The following is a 12,954-nucleotide window of genomic DNA, read 5'->3' as shown; positions in this document are numbered from 1 at the left end:
TCGCGCCACGCCGGATCGACACGTAGCCTGCGCAGATGCGACACACCCTCGCACCGGACGACAAGACCCTGCACGGCCACTTCTCCCCCGACCTCGCGCCGGTGCTCACCATCGACTCCGGCGACACCGTCACCTACCGCACCCTGGACTGCTGGTGGTCGGCCGGCCCGTACCCCGGCGGCGCGAACCGGGACCGCCCCCGGGTCCCGCAACGCCGGCCCGAGGACGGGCACGCGCTCGTCGGACCGGTCGCGGTCCGCGGCGCTCGCGCCGGCCAGACCCTCGCGGTACGCATCGACGCGATCGTCCCGGGCACCTGGGGTACGACGGTGGCGGGCGGGTGGCCGAGCGCCTTCAACGAGCGCTACGACGTCGAGTCGACACAGGTGGTACACGCCTGGGAGCTGGACCCGGCGACGATGACCGGCCGCAACCAGCACGGCCACACGGTGGCGTTGCGTCCCTTCATGGGGGTGCTCGGCATGCCGCCGGCGGAGCCGGGACGGCACTCCACCACCCCACCTCGCGAGTGCGGCGGCAACCTGGACTGCAAGGACCTGACCGCCGGGACCACGCTGTTGCTGCCGATCACGGTCGACGGAGCGTTGTTCTCGGTCGGGGACGGGCACGCCGCCCAGGGCGACGGCGAGGTGGGCGGCACGGCGATCGAGTGCCCGATGGACGAGGTGACGCTGACCTTCGACGTCCGCGACGACTTCCCGGTCACCGGCCCGGTGGCCCGTACCGCCGACGCCTGGCTGACGCTCGGCGTGGGAGCGACCCTCGACGAGGCGACGCTCCGTGCCCTGGAGGCGATGATGACCCTGCTGCAACGGCTGCACGGTCTCAGCCGGCCGGACGCGGTGGCGCTGGCCAGCGTCCTCGTCGACGTACGGGTGACCCAGATCGTCAACCAGACCGTCGGCGCGCACGCCGTGCTGCGCGACGACGCGCTGCGCTGAGTTGACGCCGGTCCGGGTCGTGGTCAGCGCAACCGGCGGGCCGTGAACCGGGCCGGCGGCTCGGCGATCGCGTCCTGCGCGGCGATCAGTTGGATCTCCCGGGTGCCCGCCGCGAGGGTCGCTTCGAGGACGGCGAAGACCGAGGAGACGGTCCGCTCCAGCGCGGTGGCCGGTGAGCCGGTGGTCGACAGGTGCGCCAGGTACAGCGCCGCCGTGACGTCGCCGCCGCCGTTCGGGTTGATCGGCAGCAGCGGGGTGGTGACCGCCCAGGCCCCCTCGTCGGAGACCGCCACCACCTCCAGCGAACCCGCCGCCACGTCGTCGTGCAGCACGCTCGTCACCAGGGCGTGCCTCGGCCCGGTGGCACGGACGACGTCGACCGCCTCCAGCACCTGGGCGAGGGTGGTGGTCGTACGGCCGGCGAGGAAGTCCAGCTCGAAGTGGTTCGGCGTGATGATGTCGGCGCGCGGCACGACGGTGTCGCGCAGGTACTCCGGGATGCCGGGCCGGACGAACATCCCCCGGCCGACGTCGCCCATCACCGGGTCGCAGCAGTACACGGCGGCCGGGTTGGCGGCCTTGACCTGGGCGACGGCGTCGAGGATCACGGCGCCCATCGCCGGGTCGCCCTGGTAGCCGGACAGCACCGCGTCGGCGCTGCCGAGAACCCCCCGGTCGGCGATGCCCGCGATCACCTCGGCCACGTCGGCGGCCGCCAGCAACGGGCCGCGCCACGCCCCGTACCCGGTGTGGTTGGAGAAGTGGACGGTCAACACCGGCCAGACCTCGTGCCCGAGACGCTGCAGGGGGAAGACGGCGGCCGAGTTGCCGACGTGGCCGTAGGCGACCGACGACTGGATGGACAGGATCTGCACGGACCCATTCTGGCCGCCCCGTCCGCCCCGGGACGCGCGGGCCACCGATTCTGTCGGCTGGCCCACTGCGGTTCGCCCGGACGCCACACGGCACTTGGGGGCGGCCCGGACCGCCGAAATCCGGGCCGCCCCCTCGTGCCGCGCGGTCAGCCGCCGAGGCTCGCCGCGGCCGAGGCGATCGACGAGGCGAAGTAGCTCACCTGGGTGTAGACGCCCGGGTAGTTGGGTCGGGCGCAGCCGTTGCCCCAGCTGACGATGCCGACCTGGATCCAGGCGTTGGTGGCGTCGCGGCGGAACATCGGGCCACCCGAGTCGCCCTGGCAGGTGTCGGTGCCGCCGCTGGCGTAGCCGGCGCAGATCTCCTCGGCCGGGATGAGGTCGCCACCGTAGTTGGAGTTGCAGGTGGAGTCGCTGACGAACGGCACGCTCGCCTTGAGCAGGTACCGCTGCTGCGCGCCGCCCTCACGGGCCGCGCCCCAGCCGGCGACGGTGAAGGTGCCGCTGTCGTACGCGGTCGTGGTGGCGATCTTCAACGTGCTCAGCCCGGTGACGGGGGTGGCCAGCCGGATCAGCGCCCAGTCCTTACCGTTGCCGTTGTAGCCGGGCGCGCGGTAGACGTAGTTGGACCGGACGGTGATCCGGCTGGACGACTGGAGGTCGACCACCCCGAGGGTCGCGGTGATGCTGGTGTTGGTGCCGGTCGCGCCCACGCAGTGTGCGGCGGTGAGCACCAGCCGGGAGCTGTAGAGGGCCCCGCCGCAGCCCATCGAGAGCCGCACCATGAACGGGAACTCGCCCTGGGCGGCGCGGGTGCCGCCGACCACGTTCGGCGTGACGGGGTTGTCGGCCGCGGCGGCGGGTGCCGCGAGGGTGAGGCTGGCCGCGGCCAGCGCGGCGGCCACCAGGCCGGTGAGGGTACGCCAGCGAACCATGCATTCCTCCGCTTCGGTACGGCACGCCTTGTGGGCGCACCTGATCGATAGCGGCTATCGTATTGATGGGAATATATGTTCCGGGTCATCCCCTCTGGGTCGTACTCCAGGGTTATGGATCGCGCTAGACGTCGCGGTCCCGCCGACGGCGACGCCCACGGGCGGCGACGACCGCCATGAGGCTGACCACCGCGGCGGCCAGTTGCAGCACCGCGCCGAGCAGGTCGACCAGGCTGGAGAGGGCGGTAGCGTCGGGGACAAGGTCCATCGCGGCCTCCGGGTTTCGACCCCCACCATCCGCGCCTTGCGGAGGGCTTCCCCCGGGCCCACGGACATCGACGGGCGCCACCACCATTATGGCAGCGGCCGGCGAGCGCACCAACCCCGGATTCCGAGGCGGTGACCGGACGGCGGCCGGCTCACCGCGGAACGGACTCCTGCCCGGCCAGCACCACCAGGCCGTCGGCCGGAACGGAAACGGAAGCCGTCGCGCCGTCGGGCCAGACGAGGTAGCCCACCGGTGGCCCCGCCGATCCCCATCGCGCCCCGACGATCGTGGCCAGTCGCGCGTCGTCCGCCCCCGCGGCACGTCGTACCCGGGTGCCCGGGGCATGCCCGTCGTCGGCCACGATGAGCAGCGCGTCGAGGATCTGTCCCACGCCGGCGGCCGGCAGTCCCGGCACGTACGGCTCGTCCACGGAGCCGAGGCGCGGCGTCATCATCGTGCGCAGCAGCGCGGCCTGGCGGACCGCCGCGTGGCGGAGCTGCCCGTCCACGCCAGCCTCGACGACGGCCAACGCCTCCTCGATCGCCGACCAGAGCCGCGTCGGCGTCTCGTCGAGCAGCCGGCGGGCCTCCCGGTCGACATCGGAGCAGGCGGTGTCGACCGCCGTGTCCTCGCCCAGCTCCGCGATCCAGGCGACGTCCCCCACCTCCGGGAGCAGTCCGGGCGACTCGGCCGCGACCACGAGGTACAGCATGGCGAGCAACTCCTGCCGACCTTCGCCGTGGTAGAGCCGACCGACGCCGGAGCCGGCCGGCCCACGGCTGGGCGGGAAACGTTCGACGAGGTGCGCGGCGCGGCCCTCCGGCAGCGTCGCCGCGCGGCGCGTGTCGGCCACCCGTTCGCCGAACGAGCGCCGTTCGCGGCGGTCGACGAGGGCCTGACGGTACGGGTCCGCGCTGGTCGGATAGATCGTCCGGCCGTACCTGGCGAGGGTTTCGCCGGGCTTCAGACCGGCCGAGTCGAGTTGCCGGGCGGCCACCGAGTAGCCGACGCCGGTGCGGGCCGCCTCCTCCCGGATGGCGCGCCTGCGGGCGCGGCCCGCGACGGGGGAACGGTGGGACGGGTGATCGGACATGACGCCTCCGGTGCAGCCCCACGCGCTCCACGGAGCGGGCGACGTGACCGGCACGCCGAGAATCGACACGACCGCGCGGAGTCGGCGACTCTTGGCCCCAGGTATGTGGTCGGGCGTGGGCCACCACATCGGGCGCGGGCAGGCGCTCTGCCGCCGCCAGCATATCGCGACGCCCGCGCCGACGGCCGCCCTCGCGTCGGCACGGTGTCGGCCCGCGTCGGCGGGGCTGTCAGCGGCGTGTCGGGGCCGTGTCAGGCGCGCCGCGCACGCTGGTCGGCATGACAAGCGATCTGGTGATCGAGGCCGAGGGCCTCGTCAAGACCTTCGGGAAGACGAGGGCGCTGCAGGGCGTGGACCTCGCCGTACCCCGGGGGACGGTGCTCGGGGTGCTCGGCCCCAACGGCGCCGGCAAGACCACGGCCGTCCGCATCCTCTCCACCCTGCTGGCCCCGGACGCCGGAAGCGCCCGGATCGGCGGCTTCGACGTCGTCCGCGACGCCGGGCGGGTCCGGCAGCGTATCGGCCTCACCGGCCAGTACGCCTCGGTCGACGAGGATCTGACCGGGCGGCAGAACCTGGAGCTGTTCGGCACGCTGCTGGACCTCGGTCGCGCCGGTGCCCGGCGGCGGGCCACCGAACTGCTCGAATGGTTCGACCTGACCGACGCCGCCAACCGGCCCGCCAAGACGTACTCCGGGGGTATGCGCCGACGGCTCGACCTGGCCGCGAGCCTCGTCGGCTCGCCGGACGTGATCTTCCTGGACGAGCCGACGACCGGGCTGGACCCGGCCAAGCGCGAGGACATGTGGGACGTGGTCCGGTCGCTGGTGACCAACGGCTCCACGGTGCTGCTCACCACGCAGTACCTGGAGGAGGCCGACGCGCTCGCCGACGCGATCACGGTGATCGACCACGGCCGGGTCATCGCCCACGACACACCCGACGGGCTCAAGCGGATCGTCGGCGGGCAGACCCTCGAGGTCCGGCCGACCGACCCGGCGCAGCTCCGCCGAACCGCGGCGATCCTGACCGAGGTCGGCTCGGGCGGGCCGGCCGACGAGATCCGCAGGGGCGTCCTCGCCGTGCCGGTCGCCGACGACACGGCGCTGACCGAGAGCGTCGCGCGCCTGGCCTCCGCCGGCATCGCCGTCACCGAACTCTCCCTGCACCTGCCCAGCCTCGACGAGGTGTTCTTCACCCTCACCGGGCGTACGGCGTCCGAGGACGACACCACTTCGCGTACGGAGGTAGCGGCATGAGCACCCTGGTCGGCGCACCAACCACACCGAACTCCACACCGTCGACGGCAGCGGTGAACCCACGACCGTTCCGGCTGGTGCGGCACTCGCTGGCGCTCGCCAAACGCAGCCTGATCAAGACCTGGCGTACGCCCGAGGCGCTGATCGATGTCACGCTGCAACCGGTGCTGTTCCTGGTCATCTTCGTCTACATCTTCGGCGGCGCGGTCGCCGGCTCCACCCATGACTACCTGCAGTTCCTGCTGCCGGGCATCCTGGCGCAGACCATCGCCACCGGGGCGATCGCGATCGGCGTGAACCTCAACACCGACATCGCCAAGGGCATCTTCGACCGGTTCCGGTCGCTGCCGGTCCCCCGCTCCGCACCGCTTGTCGGCGCGGTCCTCGGCGACGTCGTCCGGTACGTGATCGTCACGGTCTCGACCCTCGCGATCGGCTACCTGATGGGTTTCCGGATCGACACCGACCCGTTCCGGGCGATCGCCGGCTGCGTGCTCGCGGTATTGTTCGCGCTCTGCCTGAGCTGGCTGCCGGTCTGGGTGTCGATGAAGGTGCGCACCCCGGGCGCCGTGCAGGGACTGATGTTCGCCCTGATCATGCCGCTGAGCTTCGGGTCGAACGTGTTCGTCGGCACCGACACGCTGCCCGGCTGGATGCAGGCCTTCGTGAAGGTCAACCCGATGACCCACCTGGTGGCCTCGGTACGCGGACTGTTCCTCGGCACCCCGCTCGACGCGCACGTGTGGTGGACCCTCGCCTGGTGCGCCGGCTTCGTGGCGGTGTTCATGCCGATGGCGTTGCGCGCCTACCGCAAGAAGGTCTGACCCGGGCTAGGCGAGCAGGTCCTCCATCAGCTCACGGACCCGGGTGACGGCCGCGGCCACCGGCCGGGCACGCCAGACGGCCAGCAACGACTCACGCTGCTCCTCGTTACCGAGGGCGGCGTCGAGTCGTTCGCTGCGTTCGCTCGGGAAGAACAGCTCCATGTGCGTCCCGAGCCGCTTGGCGAGCGCGGACAACTCGCGGGTGGTGGCGATGTCGTCCCGGTACGCGGCGAGGTCCGCGCCGCCTGACGCCCACGCCCCGATCACCGGCAGGTCCTTCGAGTTGAGCGCGTCGTCGCGGGCGAGCGCCAACAACGTGGCCGCCTGGCGGGCGGCGTCGGTGCCCGATGCCCCCCGCGCCTCGGCCACCCGCAGGTACAGGACCGCCACCGAGGCCCGCAGCATCACCCGCGGCTGCGGTGGCGGGCCGGTCCAGCCGGCGAGAGTGCGGTTCACCTCGTCGGCGTGGGCCAGTGCCTCGTCATAGCGCTCGCGCTGCCAGGCGAGGTGCGCCAGGCCGAGAAGCGCCTGCGCGACGTCCATCTGCTCGGCCTGGCCCGGCGTCGCCGTCTCACCGAGTCGCCGTTCCGCGTCCGCGTCGCCGGTCAGGGCGAGCTGCACGTCCAGCCGCACCCGGATCGACCGGGCGTCCTGCTGTGCGCCGATCATCTCCATGTGCCGGACGCTGCGCGCCAGCCACTCGGCCGACCGCCCCTCCCTGCCAGGGAGCAGGAACTGCCCGACGGCACCCGCGGCCATCGCCATGCCCCAGTGGTCGCCCGCCACCTCGAAGCGGTGGTACGCCTGCTCGGCGTCCTCGATCGACGCCTCCGGCAGGCCGTTGTTCTCCCGTACCGCCGCGCGCGCGATCAGGCCGAGCGCCTGCACGTACGGGTCCGGGTGCGCGATCAACTCGGTCGCGGCCTTCAGGCTCTTCTCCGGGTCGGACTCGTCAAAGCCGGGCAACGCCACCGCGAACGCGGTCAGCCGCGGCGACACCTCGGCGGGCCGCTCCGCGAGCAGCGTGCGCAGGGCGCGCCGCGCGAGCACGGCGGGCCGCAGGTCGGCGCTGATGCCGCCGTTCGCGCTGATCAACAGGCACGTCCAGGCGAGTCGGTCCCCGTGCGGCAGGGGCCGGCCGCTGGCCCGGCCCCGCAGGATCGCCGAGCGTCGACGCCGATGCGGCTCGTCGACGTGCAGCATCCCGCGTGCCCAGACGAGGACTTCCAGGTGCAGGCCGCGCACCGTCCAGAGGTGCAGCAGCGCGGTGGCGACGTCGACGGCGGCCGGCTCGTCGTCCTGACCCAGCGCCCACCGCAGGCCCGCGACCAGGTTGTCCTGCTCGACGGCGCAACGGTCGAGCGCCTCCACCTGGTCGGGGCCGACGAAACGGTCGCCGAGCGCGACGGCCTCGTCCCGGCACCACCCCGCCAGGCCGGCCATCGCCGCGTCCCGGTCGCCGGACGCACCGAGTCGGGCCTCGCCGTACTCGCGGACGGTCTCCAACATCCGGTAGCGGGGCGGCCCGTCCCCCTCGACCAGGGTCAGCAGGGACTGTTCGACGAGCCTCGCCAGACCTCGCCGTACGTCGGGGGTCCGCGCGACCGCGGCGGCGAGGTCGGCGGTGAACGGCGCGGGGATGACCGCGACCCGCTCCAGCAGCGCCCGGTCGTCGGGGGCGAGCAGTTCCCGGCTCCAGTCGACCATCGCCCACAGGCTGGCGTGGCGTTCCGGCAGCCCGCGCAGCGCGTCGTCGAGCAGGGCGAACCGGTCGGTCAGCCCGGCGAGCACGTCGTCGATCGGCATGTGCCGCAGCCGCGCGGCGGCCAGTTCGAGGGCCAACGGCAGGTTGTCGAGCCGGTTGCACAGCGCGAGAACCCGCGTGGTGTCCCAGGTCGGCACCGCGCCACCGGCCCGTGCCCGGGATTCGACCAACCCGAGCGCGTCGGCGTCCGGCAGGGCGGTCAGGCGGTGGACCCGCTCGCCGGCCAGGCCCAGCGGGGCGCGACTGGTCGCGAGCACCGCCACCTCCGGGGAGACCACCGCGAGCAGATCGGCGACGACGGTGGCGACCGCGTCGAGGACGTGCTCGCAGTTGTCGAGCACGACCAGGCCGTCGAGGTCCGGCGCCACGGCCCGCATCCGCTCCTCGGGGCTGAGCACCCGGCGTTCGAGGCCCAGGTTGCCGCCGGTGGACGAGGTGTCCGCGCCGCCGAGCGCCGCGAGCACGGTGGGCAGCACCTCGTCGGGCGAGCGCAGACCGGCCAGCTCGACCACCCGCACCCCCTGCCCGGCCGCCGCCGCGCGCCGGGTCACCTCGGCGGCGAGGCGGGTCTTGCCCGCGCCGCCGGTCGCCACGATCGTCACCAGGGCCGACTCGTCGAGCGCCGCGTCCAGGGCCTCCACGTCCCGCTCGCGGCCCAGCAGGGCGGTCATCGGCCGGCGCCACGCGGCGGGCAGGACGACGCGTGCCGGCGGACGGGGTGACGCCACGACGGCCGGCTGGTTGAGTTCGCCGCGCAGGAGGGCCAGGTGGACCTGTGTGATCACCGGGGACGGGTCGGTCCCGTAGCGGTCCGCCAGCTCGTCGCGGAGACGCTCGACCACCTCCAGCGCCTCCGCCTCCCGCCCCTGCGCGGCGAGCACCCGCACGAGCAGGGCGGCCGACGGCTCGTCCGGGGGCGTCCGCGCGGCCAGCCGGCGCAGGTCGGCCTCGTCGTACGGGCCCGCGCCGGCGAGCGCGGCCTCGGCGCGCAGCGCGGCGACGGCGGCGAACAGGCGCGCGTCGTCCGCGCTGGCGATCTCCGGCACCTCGGGAAACAGGGCGCGGGCCCGGTCGGCCGCGTCGCGGGCCGCGCGCGCGTCACCGGCCCGCAGCGCGACCCGACCGCCCTCGACCAGCGCCCGTGCCTCGACCGCGTCGACCGTCACCTCCTCGGCCGGCAGGCGGTAACCCCCCGGCACGGCCACCACGGGCAGCCCGAGACGACGTACGCGGGACACGAGCGCCTGCACGGCGCCGGTCGCGTCGTCCGGCGGGGCGCCATCCCAGACCGCGTCCACGAGCAGGCTGGTGGAGACCGCCCGCCCGCGCGCCTCGACGAGCGCGCGGAGCACCGCGGCCAACCGCTCGCCCCGGACCGGCCGGCCGTCGACGGCGAGGGGACCGAGGATGGTGATCTGCACGGGACCAGCATCCCTCACGCGCACCACAGAGCTATGCAGGGTGCCCGACGGCGCGGGGTGCGGCCGGGACGCCGCGGTGCGTACAGTTTCGGGTCGGACTTGGGGTGGGCCGGCGAAATCCGGCACAGGAAACGGGACGAGACAACGACGCATGACGGTGGACAACATTCCCGACAACGCTCAGGGCGGCATCGACCGGAACCGGCTGGAGACCTGCCTGAGCGTCTTCGAGGCGTTGGAGGCCCTTCCTCCCGACCACCCCGACGTGGTGCGGGTGCAGCGGGCCACCGCGCGGCTCTACAAGGTGATCAAGCAGCGGCGACGTGAGGAGCGGCGCGACGCCATCCTGGCGGCCGACCGGGCGGTGACGGAGGCCACGGCCACCGGCGCCCCGGGTCGGATCGACGACGAGACCCAGGGCATCCCCCTCGCCTCCCCCACCAGCGGCACGACGGCGGGGCTCCTGCACAACCCGCGCGGCTGCTACATCTGCAAGCAGCGCTACCGCGAGGTGGACGCCTTCTACCACCAGCTCTGCCCGTCCTGCGCCGCGCTGAACCGGGAGCGCCGGGACGCCCGTACCGACCTGACCGGCCGGCGCGCCCTGCTCACCGGCGGGCGCGCGAAGATCGGCATGTACATCGCGCTGCGGCTGCTACGCGACGGCGCGCACACGACGGTGACGACCCGGTTCCCGCACGACGCGGTCCGCCGGTTCGCCGCGATGCCCGACAGCGCGGACTGGCTGCACCGCCTGCGGATCGTCGGCATCGACCTGCGCGACCCGGCGCAGGTGATCGCCCTCGCCGACTCGGTCAGCAGCCAGGGCCCGCTCGACATCCTGATCAACAACGCGGCGCAGACGGTCCGCCGCTCGCCCGGGGCGTACGCCCAGCTAGTCGCCGCGGAGGCCGCGGCCCTGCCGGACGGTCCCCTGCCGGAGCTGATCACGTTCACCAAGCCGGCCGGCGCGGGTGACGCGCTCACCGCCGGCTCGGAGTCGCCGGCCCTCACCCCGCACGCGCTCACCGCACTGGCGTTGACCAGTCGTTCCGCCTCGCCGGAGCGGATCGCGGCGTCCACCGCCATCGACGCCGGCGGTCTCGTGCCGGACCTCGATCCGGTCAACAGCTGGGTGCAGCGGGTGCAGGAGGTCGACCCGGTCGAGCTGCTGGAAGTGCAGTTGTGCAACGTGACCGCGCCGTTCGTGCTGGTCAGCCGGCTACGTCCGGCGATGGCCGCCGCGCCGGCCCGCCGGAAGTACGTGGTGAACGTCTCGGCGATGGAGGGTCAGTTCGGTCGCGGCTACAAGGGGCCGGGGCACCCGCACACCAACATGGCCAAGGCCGCGCTGAACATGCTGACCCGCACCAGCGCCCAGGAGATGCTGACCGACGGCATCCTGATGACCAGCGTCGACACGGGTTGGATCACCGACGAGCGGCCGCACCCGACGAAGATGCGCCTGGCCGACGAGGGGTTCCACGCCCCACTGGACCTGGTCGACGGCGCGGCCCGGGTGTACGACCCGATCGTCCGCGGCGAGCAGGGCGAGGACCTGTACGGCTGTTTCCTGAAGGACTACGCGCCGTGCGCCTGGTGAACGACGAGGAGAAACCCATGCCATCCGACCACGATTCCTGGCCGACCCTGGACGAGCTGCTCCGCGAGGAGGCGGAGCTGGAACGTACCGGCCTGTCCGAGACGGACGCGTACGAGCTGGGCATGCGCGCCGTGGCCGCCGCGAGCGAGCGGGCGCTGCCGGTCGCGGTGGGCGTGTGGCGGGCCGGGCGTCAGCTGTTCCACTGTGGCCTGCCCGGCTCCAGCCAGGACAACGACGCCTGGCTGCGCCGCAAGGGCCGGGTGGTGATGCGGTTCGAGCACTCGTCGCTCTACGTGGCCCGGCTCTGCCAGGACAAGAACGTGACGCTGACCGAACGTTACGGGCTGCCGGCCTCCAAGTACGCCGCCGCCGGGGGCGCGGTGCCGCTGCGGGTGCGCGGCACCGGCGTGGTGGGCTGGATGGGCGTCTCGGGGCTTCCGCAGTTGGACGACCACCGCTTCGTCGTCGACATCCTGCGGTCGGCCGCGCAGTAGTTGGCGAACCCGCCGCCCGTCCGGCGTCGGACGGGCGGCGGGGTCTCTCCGTCAGCCCGCCCGACGGTTGGCGCGCACGGCGCCCAGGATCACGCCGAGTTTGGCCAGCGACAGCGGGTGCTCGCGCATGGAGACGACCTCGTTGAACCGGCGTGCGATCGCCACGTCCGTCACGGTCGCCGTGAGGATCTGCCGGCTCGCCCAGCTGGAGATCCGGTAGCCGCGCGGGTAGGGGCCGTCGACGTGCGGCAGCGCCAGGTCGGCGGAGGTCGACGTCGACCACGCGGCGTCGACCACGACCTTCTGCAGGCCGAGGAAGTGGCGGGCCGGCACGCTCAGGTCCGGGCCGGGGCGTAGGTACGCCGACAGGCAGGCCGCGTGCAGGGCCGCGGCCGTCATCCCCTGCCCGTACACCGGGTTGAACGACGCGACGGCGTCGCCCACGCTGACGAGCCGGGCCGGGAAGCGCCGCAGCGCGTGGAAGTCCCGACGCCGACTGTCGGCGTGGTGGTAGGTCTGCACGTCACCGAGCATCTCCTGGTCGGCGACCTCGCCGAACTCGGGCGGGAACTGCTCGCGCAGCCGTCGGACGAAGTCCTGCGCGGTGCGTCCCGGCCGGTCGTCGCCGTAGCCGGCCATCATGGCCATCCACCGGCCGTCCTCGATGGCGAAGAAAGCGGCGCCGGCGACGTCCGTCATGGTCCGTGGGGTGTGCAGGGCCATGACGACGCGCATCTGAGGGGTCTGCTCCGGGCGTCGGAACAGCGCGGTGGCGTAGTTGAGGTGCACCGGCATCCGGCGGGTGGCGGGCCGCTCCCAACCGGCCTGTTCCAACCAGTCGGAGAGCCGGCTGGACCGGCCCATGGCGTCCACCACCAGATCGCCGCCCTCGACGCCGGCCACCCCGTCGACCTCGCAGCGCACACCGGTGACCGCGTCGCCCTCGATCACGAGCCCGGTGGCGCGGGCGGTGACGGTCTTGACGTTGGGGAGTCGGAGCACCTGCTGGCGGATCAGCCCCTCCAGCAGCGGCCGACTGCCGGCGAGGCTGTCGTCGTCGTCGGGTACGACCACCTTGCGTCGACCGTCGAGGTAGCTGCGTCGGGTGGCGGGTGGCGCCTCGACCGCGCCGTGGGCCAGCGCCTGCTGGCGGAACCCGGGGAACAACTGCTCCAGTTGCAGAAGACCGCCGGGCAGCAGCGCGTGCAGTTGGGTGCCCTGGGGCACGCCGGGCCGTGCGCCGCTGACCTGCGGGTCGTCCCGGTCGATGAGGATCACGCTCTCGGCGTGGTCGGACAGGACCCGGGCGGCCAGCAGGCCGGCGACGCTGCCGCCGACCACCACCGCCTTACCCAGGACCGAAGTTGGCTGTTCGGGAGGTCGCACGGCGTTCAACGCGGCGAAGACCCGAACCGGGGAGAGGGACATGGTGCTCTCCAAAGGAGTACGAGGCAGGGC

At 73.4% G+C, this 12,954-nt stretch carries 11 protein-coding genes; 5 read left to right on the top strand and 6 right to left on the bottom strand.

Features of this window, described 5'->3' with window-relative positions; translation table 11 throughout:
* Positions 1 to 35 precede the first annotated feature (35 nt).
* Complete coding sequence (locus AB0I89_RS06515) at positions 36 to 962, top strand: acetamidase/formamidase family protein (protein ID WP_357121209.1); 927 nt, start codon at positions 36 to 38, stop codon at positions 960 to 962.
* Between the two features lie 23 nt (positions 963 to 985).
* Here AB0I89_RS06515 and pdxY read toward each other — a convergent pair whose 3' ends face one another.
* From pdxY to AB0I89_RS06495, 4 genes are all read right to left on the bottom strand, one after another.
* Positions 986 to 1,837 (bottom strand): pyridoxal kinase PdxY, encoded by an 852-nt coding sequence (gene pdxY, locus AB0I89_RS06510; protein WP_357121206.1) that lies wholly within the window; start codon positions 1,835 to 1,837, stop codon positions 986 to 988.
* Positions 1,838 to 1,983: 146 nt separating this feature from the next.
* Positions 1,984 to 2,769 (bottom strand): serine protease, encoded by a 786-nt coding sequence (locus AB0I89_RS06505; RefSeq protein ID WP_357121203.1) that lies wholly within the window; start codon positions 2,767 to 2,769, stop codon positions 1,984 to 1,986.
* A 124-nt stretch (positions 2,770 to 2,893) separates the two neighbouring features.
* A complete protein-coding gene (locus AB0I89_RS06500; RefSeq protein ID WP_357121200.1) occupies positions 2,894 to 3,037 on the bottom strand; it encodes a hypothetical protein in 144 nt (47 codons plus the stop codon).
* Positions 3,038 to 3,188: 151 nt separating this feature from the next.
* Complete coding sequence (locus AB0I89_RS06495) at positions 3,189 to 4,130, bottom strand: hypothetical protein (protein ID WP_357121197.1); 942 nt, start codon at positions 4,128 to 4,130, stop codon at positions 3,189 to 3,191.
* 278 nt (positions 4,131 to 4,408) lie between these two features.
* Here AB0I89_RS06495 and AB0I89_RS06490 point away from each other — a divergent pair, with 278 nt between their 5' ends.
* Complete coding sequence (locus AB0I89_RS06490; protein WP_357121194.1) at positions 4,409 to 5,389, top strand: ATP-binding cassette domain-containing protein; 981 nt, start codon at positions 4,409 to 4,411, stop codon at positions 5,387 to 5,389.
* Entirely contained in the window at positions 5,386 to 6,213 is an 828-nt protein-coding gene (locus AB0I89_RS06485; protein WP_357121190.1) for an ABC transporter permease, read from the top strand. The genes AB0I89_RS06490 and AB0I89_RS06485 overlap by 4 nt, the downstream gene beginning before the upstream one ends.
* Before the next feature lie 6 nt (positions 6,214 to 6,219).
* Here AB0I89_RS06485 and AB0I89_RS06480 read toward each other — a convergent pair whose 3' ends face one another.
* Positions 6,220 to 9,399, bottom strand: coding sequence for a BTAD domain-containing putative transcriptional regulator (locus AB0I89_RS06480; protein ID WP_357121187.1), 3,180 nt, complete (start codon positions 9,397 to 9,399; stop codon positions 6,220 to 6,222).
* Positions 9,400 to 9,550: 151 nt separating this feature from the next.
* On the opposite strand from AB0I89_RS06480, the gene AB0I89_RS06475 reads away from it, so the two are divergent.
* Together AB0I89_RS06475 and AB0I89_RS06470 are read left to right on the top strand one after the other, a co-directional pair.
* Positions 9,551 to 11,002, top strand: a complete 1,452-nt coding sequence (locus AB0I89_RS06475) for an SDR family NAD(P)-dependent oxidoreductase (RefSeq protein WP_357121184.1) — start codon at positions 9,551 to 9,553, stop codon at positions 11,000 to 11,002.
* Between the two features lie 17 nt (positions 11,003 to 11,019).
* Positions 11,020 to 11,496, top strand: coding sequence for a heme-degrading domain-containing protein (locus tag AB0I89_RS06470; protein WP_357121181.1), 477 nt, complete (start codon positions 11,020 to 11,022; stop codon positions 11,494 to 11,496).
* 51 nt (positions 11,497 to 11,547) lie between these two features.
* On the opposite strand, the gene AB0I89_RS06465 is transcribed toward AB0I89_RS06470, so the two are convergent.
* A complete protein-coding gene (locus AB0I89_RS06465) occupies positions 11,548 to 12,924 on the bottom strand; it encodes an FAD-dependent oxidoreductase (protein ID WP_357121178.1) in 1,377 nt (458 codons plus the stop codon).
* Positions 12,925 to 12,954: the final 30 nt, after the last annotated feature.

The sequence above is a fragment of the Micromonospora sp. NPDC049801 genome (assembly GCF_040656575.1).
Lineage (GTDB): Bacteria > Actinomycetota > Actinomycetes > Mycobacteriales > Micromonosporaceae > Micromonospora.
This window is presented reverse-complemented; position numbering and strand designations above follow the sequence as displayed.

Excerpts from the sequence above, each read along its gene's own strand:
- AB0I89_RS06515 (WP_357121209.1), top strand. The coding sequence starts at position 36 with ATGCGACACACCCTCGCACCGGACGACAAGACCCTGCACGGCCACTTC.
- AB0I89_RS06475 (WP_357121184.1), top strand. The coding sequence starts at position 9,551 with ATGACGGTGGACAACATTCCCGACAACGCTCAGGGCGGCATCGACCGG.
- AB0I89_RS06495 (WP_357121197.1), bottom strand. The coding sequence starts at position 4,130 with ATGTCCGATCACCCGTCCCACCGTTCCCCCGTCGCGGGCCGCGCCCGC.
- AB0I89_RS06490 (WP_357121194.1), top strand. The coding sequence starts at position 4,409 with ATGACAAGCGATCTGGTGATCGAGGCCGAGGGCCTCGTCAAGACCTTC.
- AB0I89_RS06485 (WP_357121190.1), top strand. The coding sequence starts at position 5,386 with ATGAGCACCCTGGTCGGCGCACCAACCACACCGAACTCCACACCGTCG.
- AB0I89_RS06465 (WP_357121178.1), bottom strand. The coding sequence starts at position 12,924 with ATGTCCCTCTCCCCGGTTCGGGTCTTCGCCGCGTTGAACGCCGTGCGA.
- AB0I89_RS06500 (WP_357121200.1), bottom strand. The coding sequence starts at position 3,037 with ATGGACCTTGTCCCCGACGCTACCGCCCTCTCCAGCCTGGTCGACCTG.
- AB0I89_RS06470 (WP_357121181.1), top strand. The coding sequence starts at position 11,020 with ATGCCATCCGACCACGATTCCTGGCCGACCCTGGACGAGCTGCTCCGC.
- AB0I89_RS06505 (WP_357121203.1), bottom strand. The coding sequence starts at position 2,769 with ATGGTTCGCTGGCGTACCCTCACCGGCCTGGTGGCCGCCGCGCTGGCC.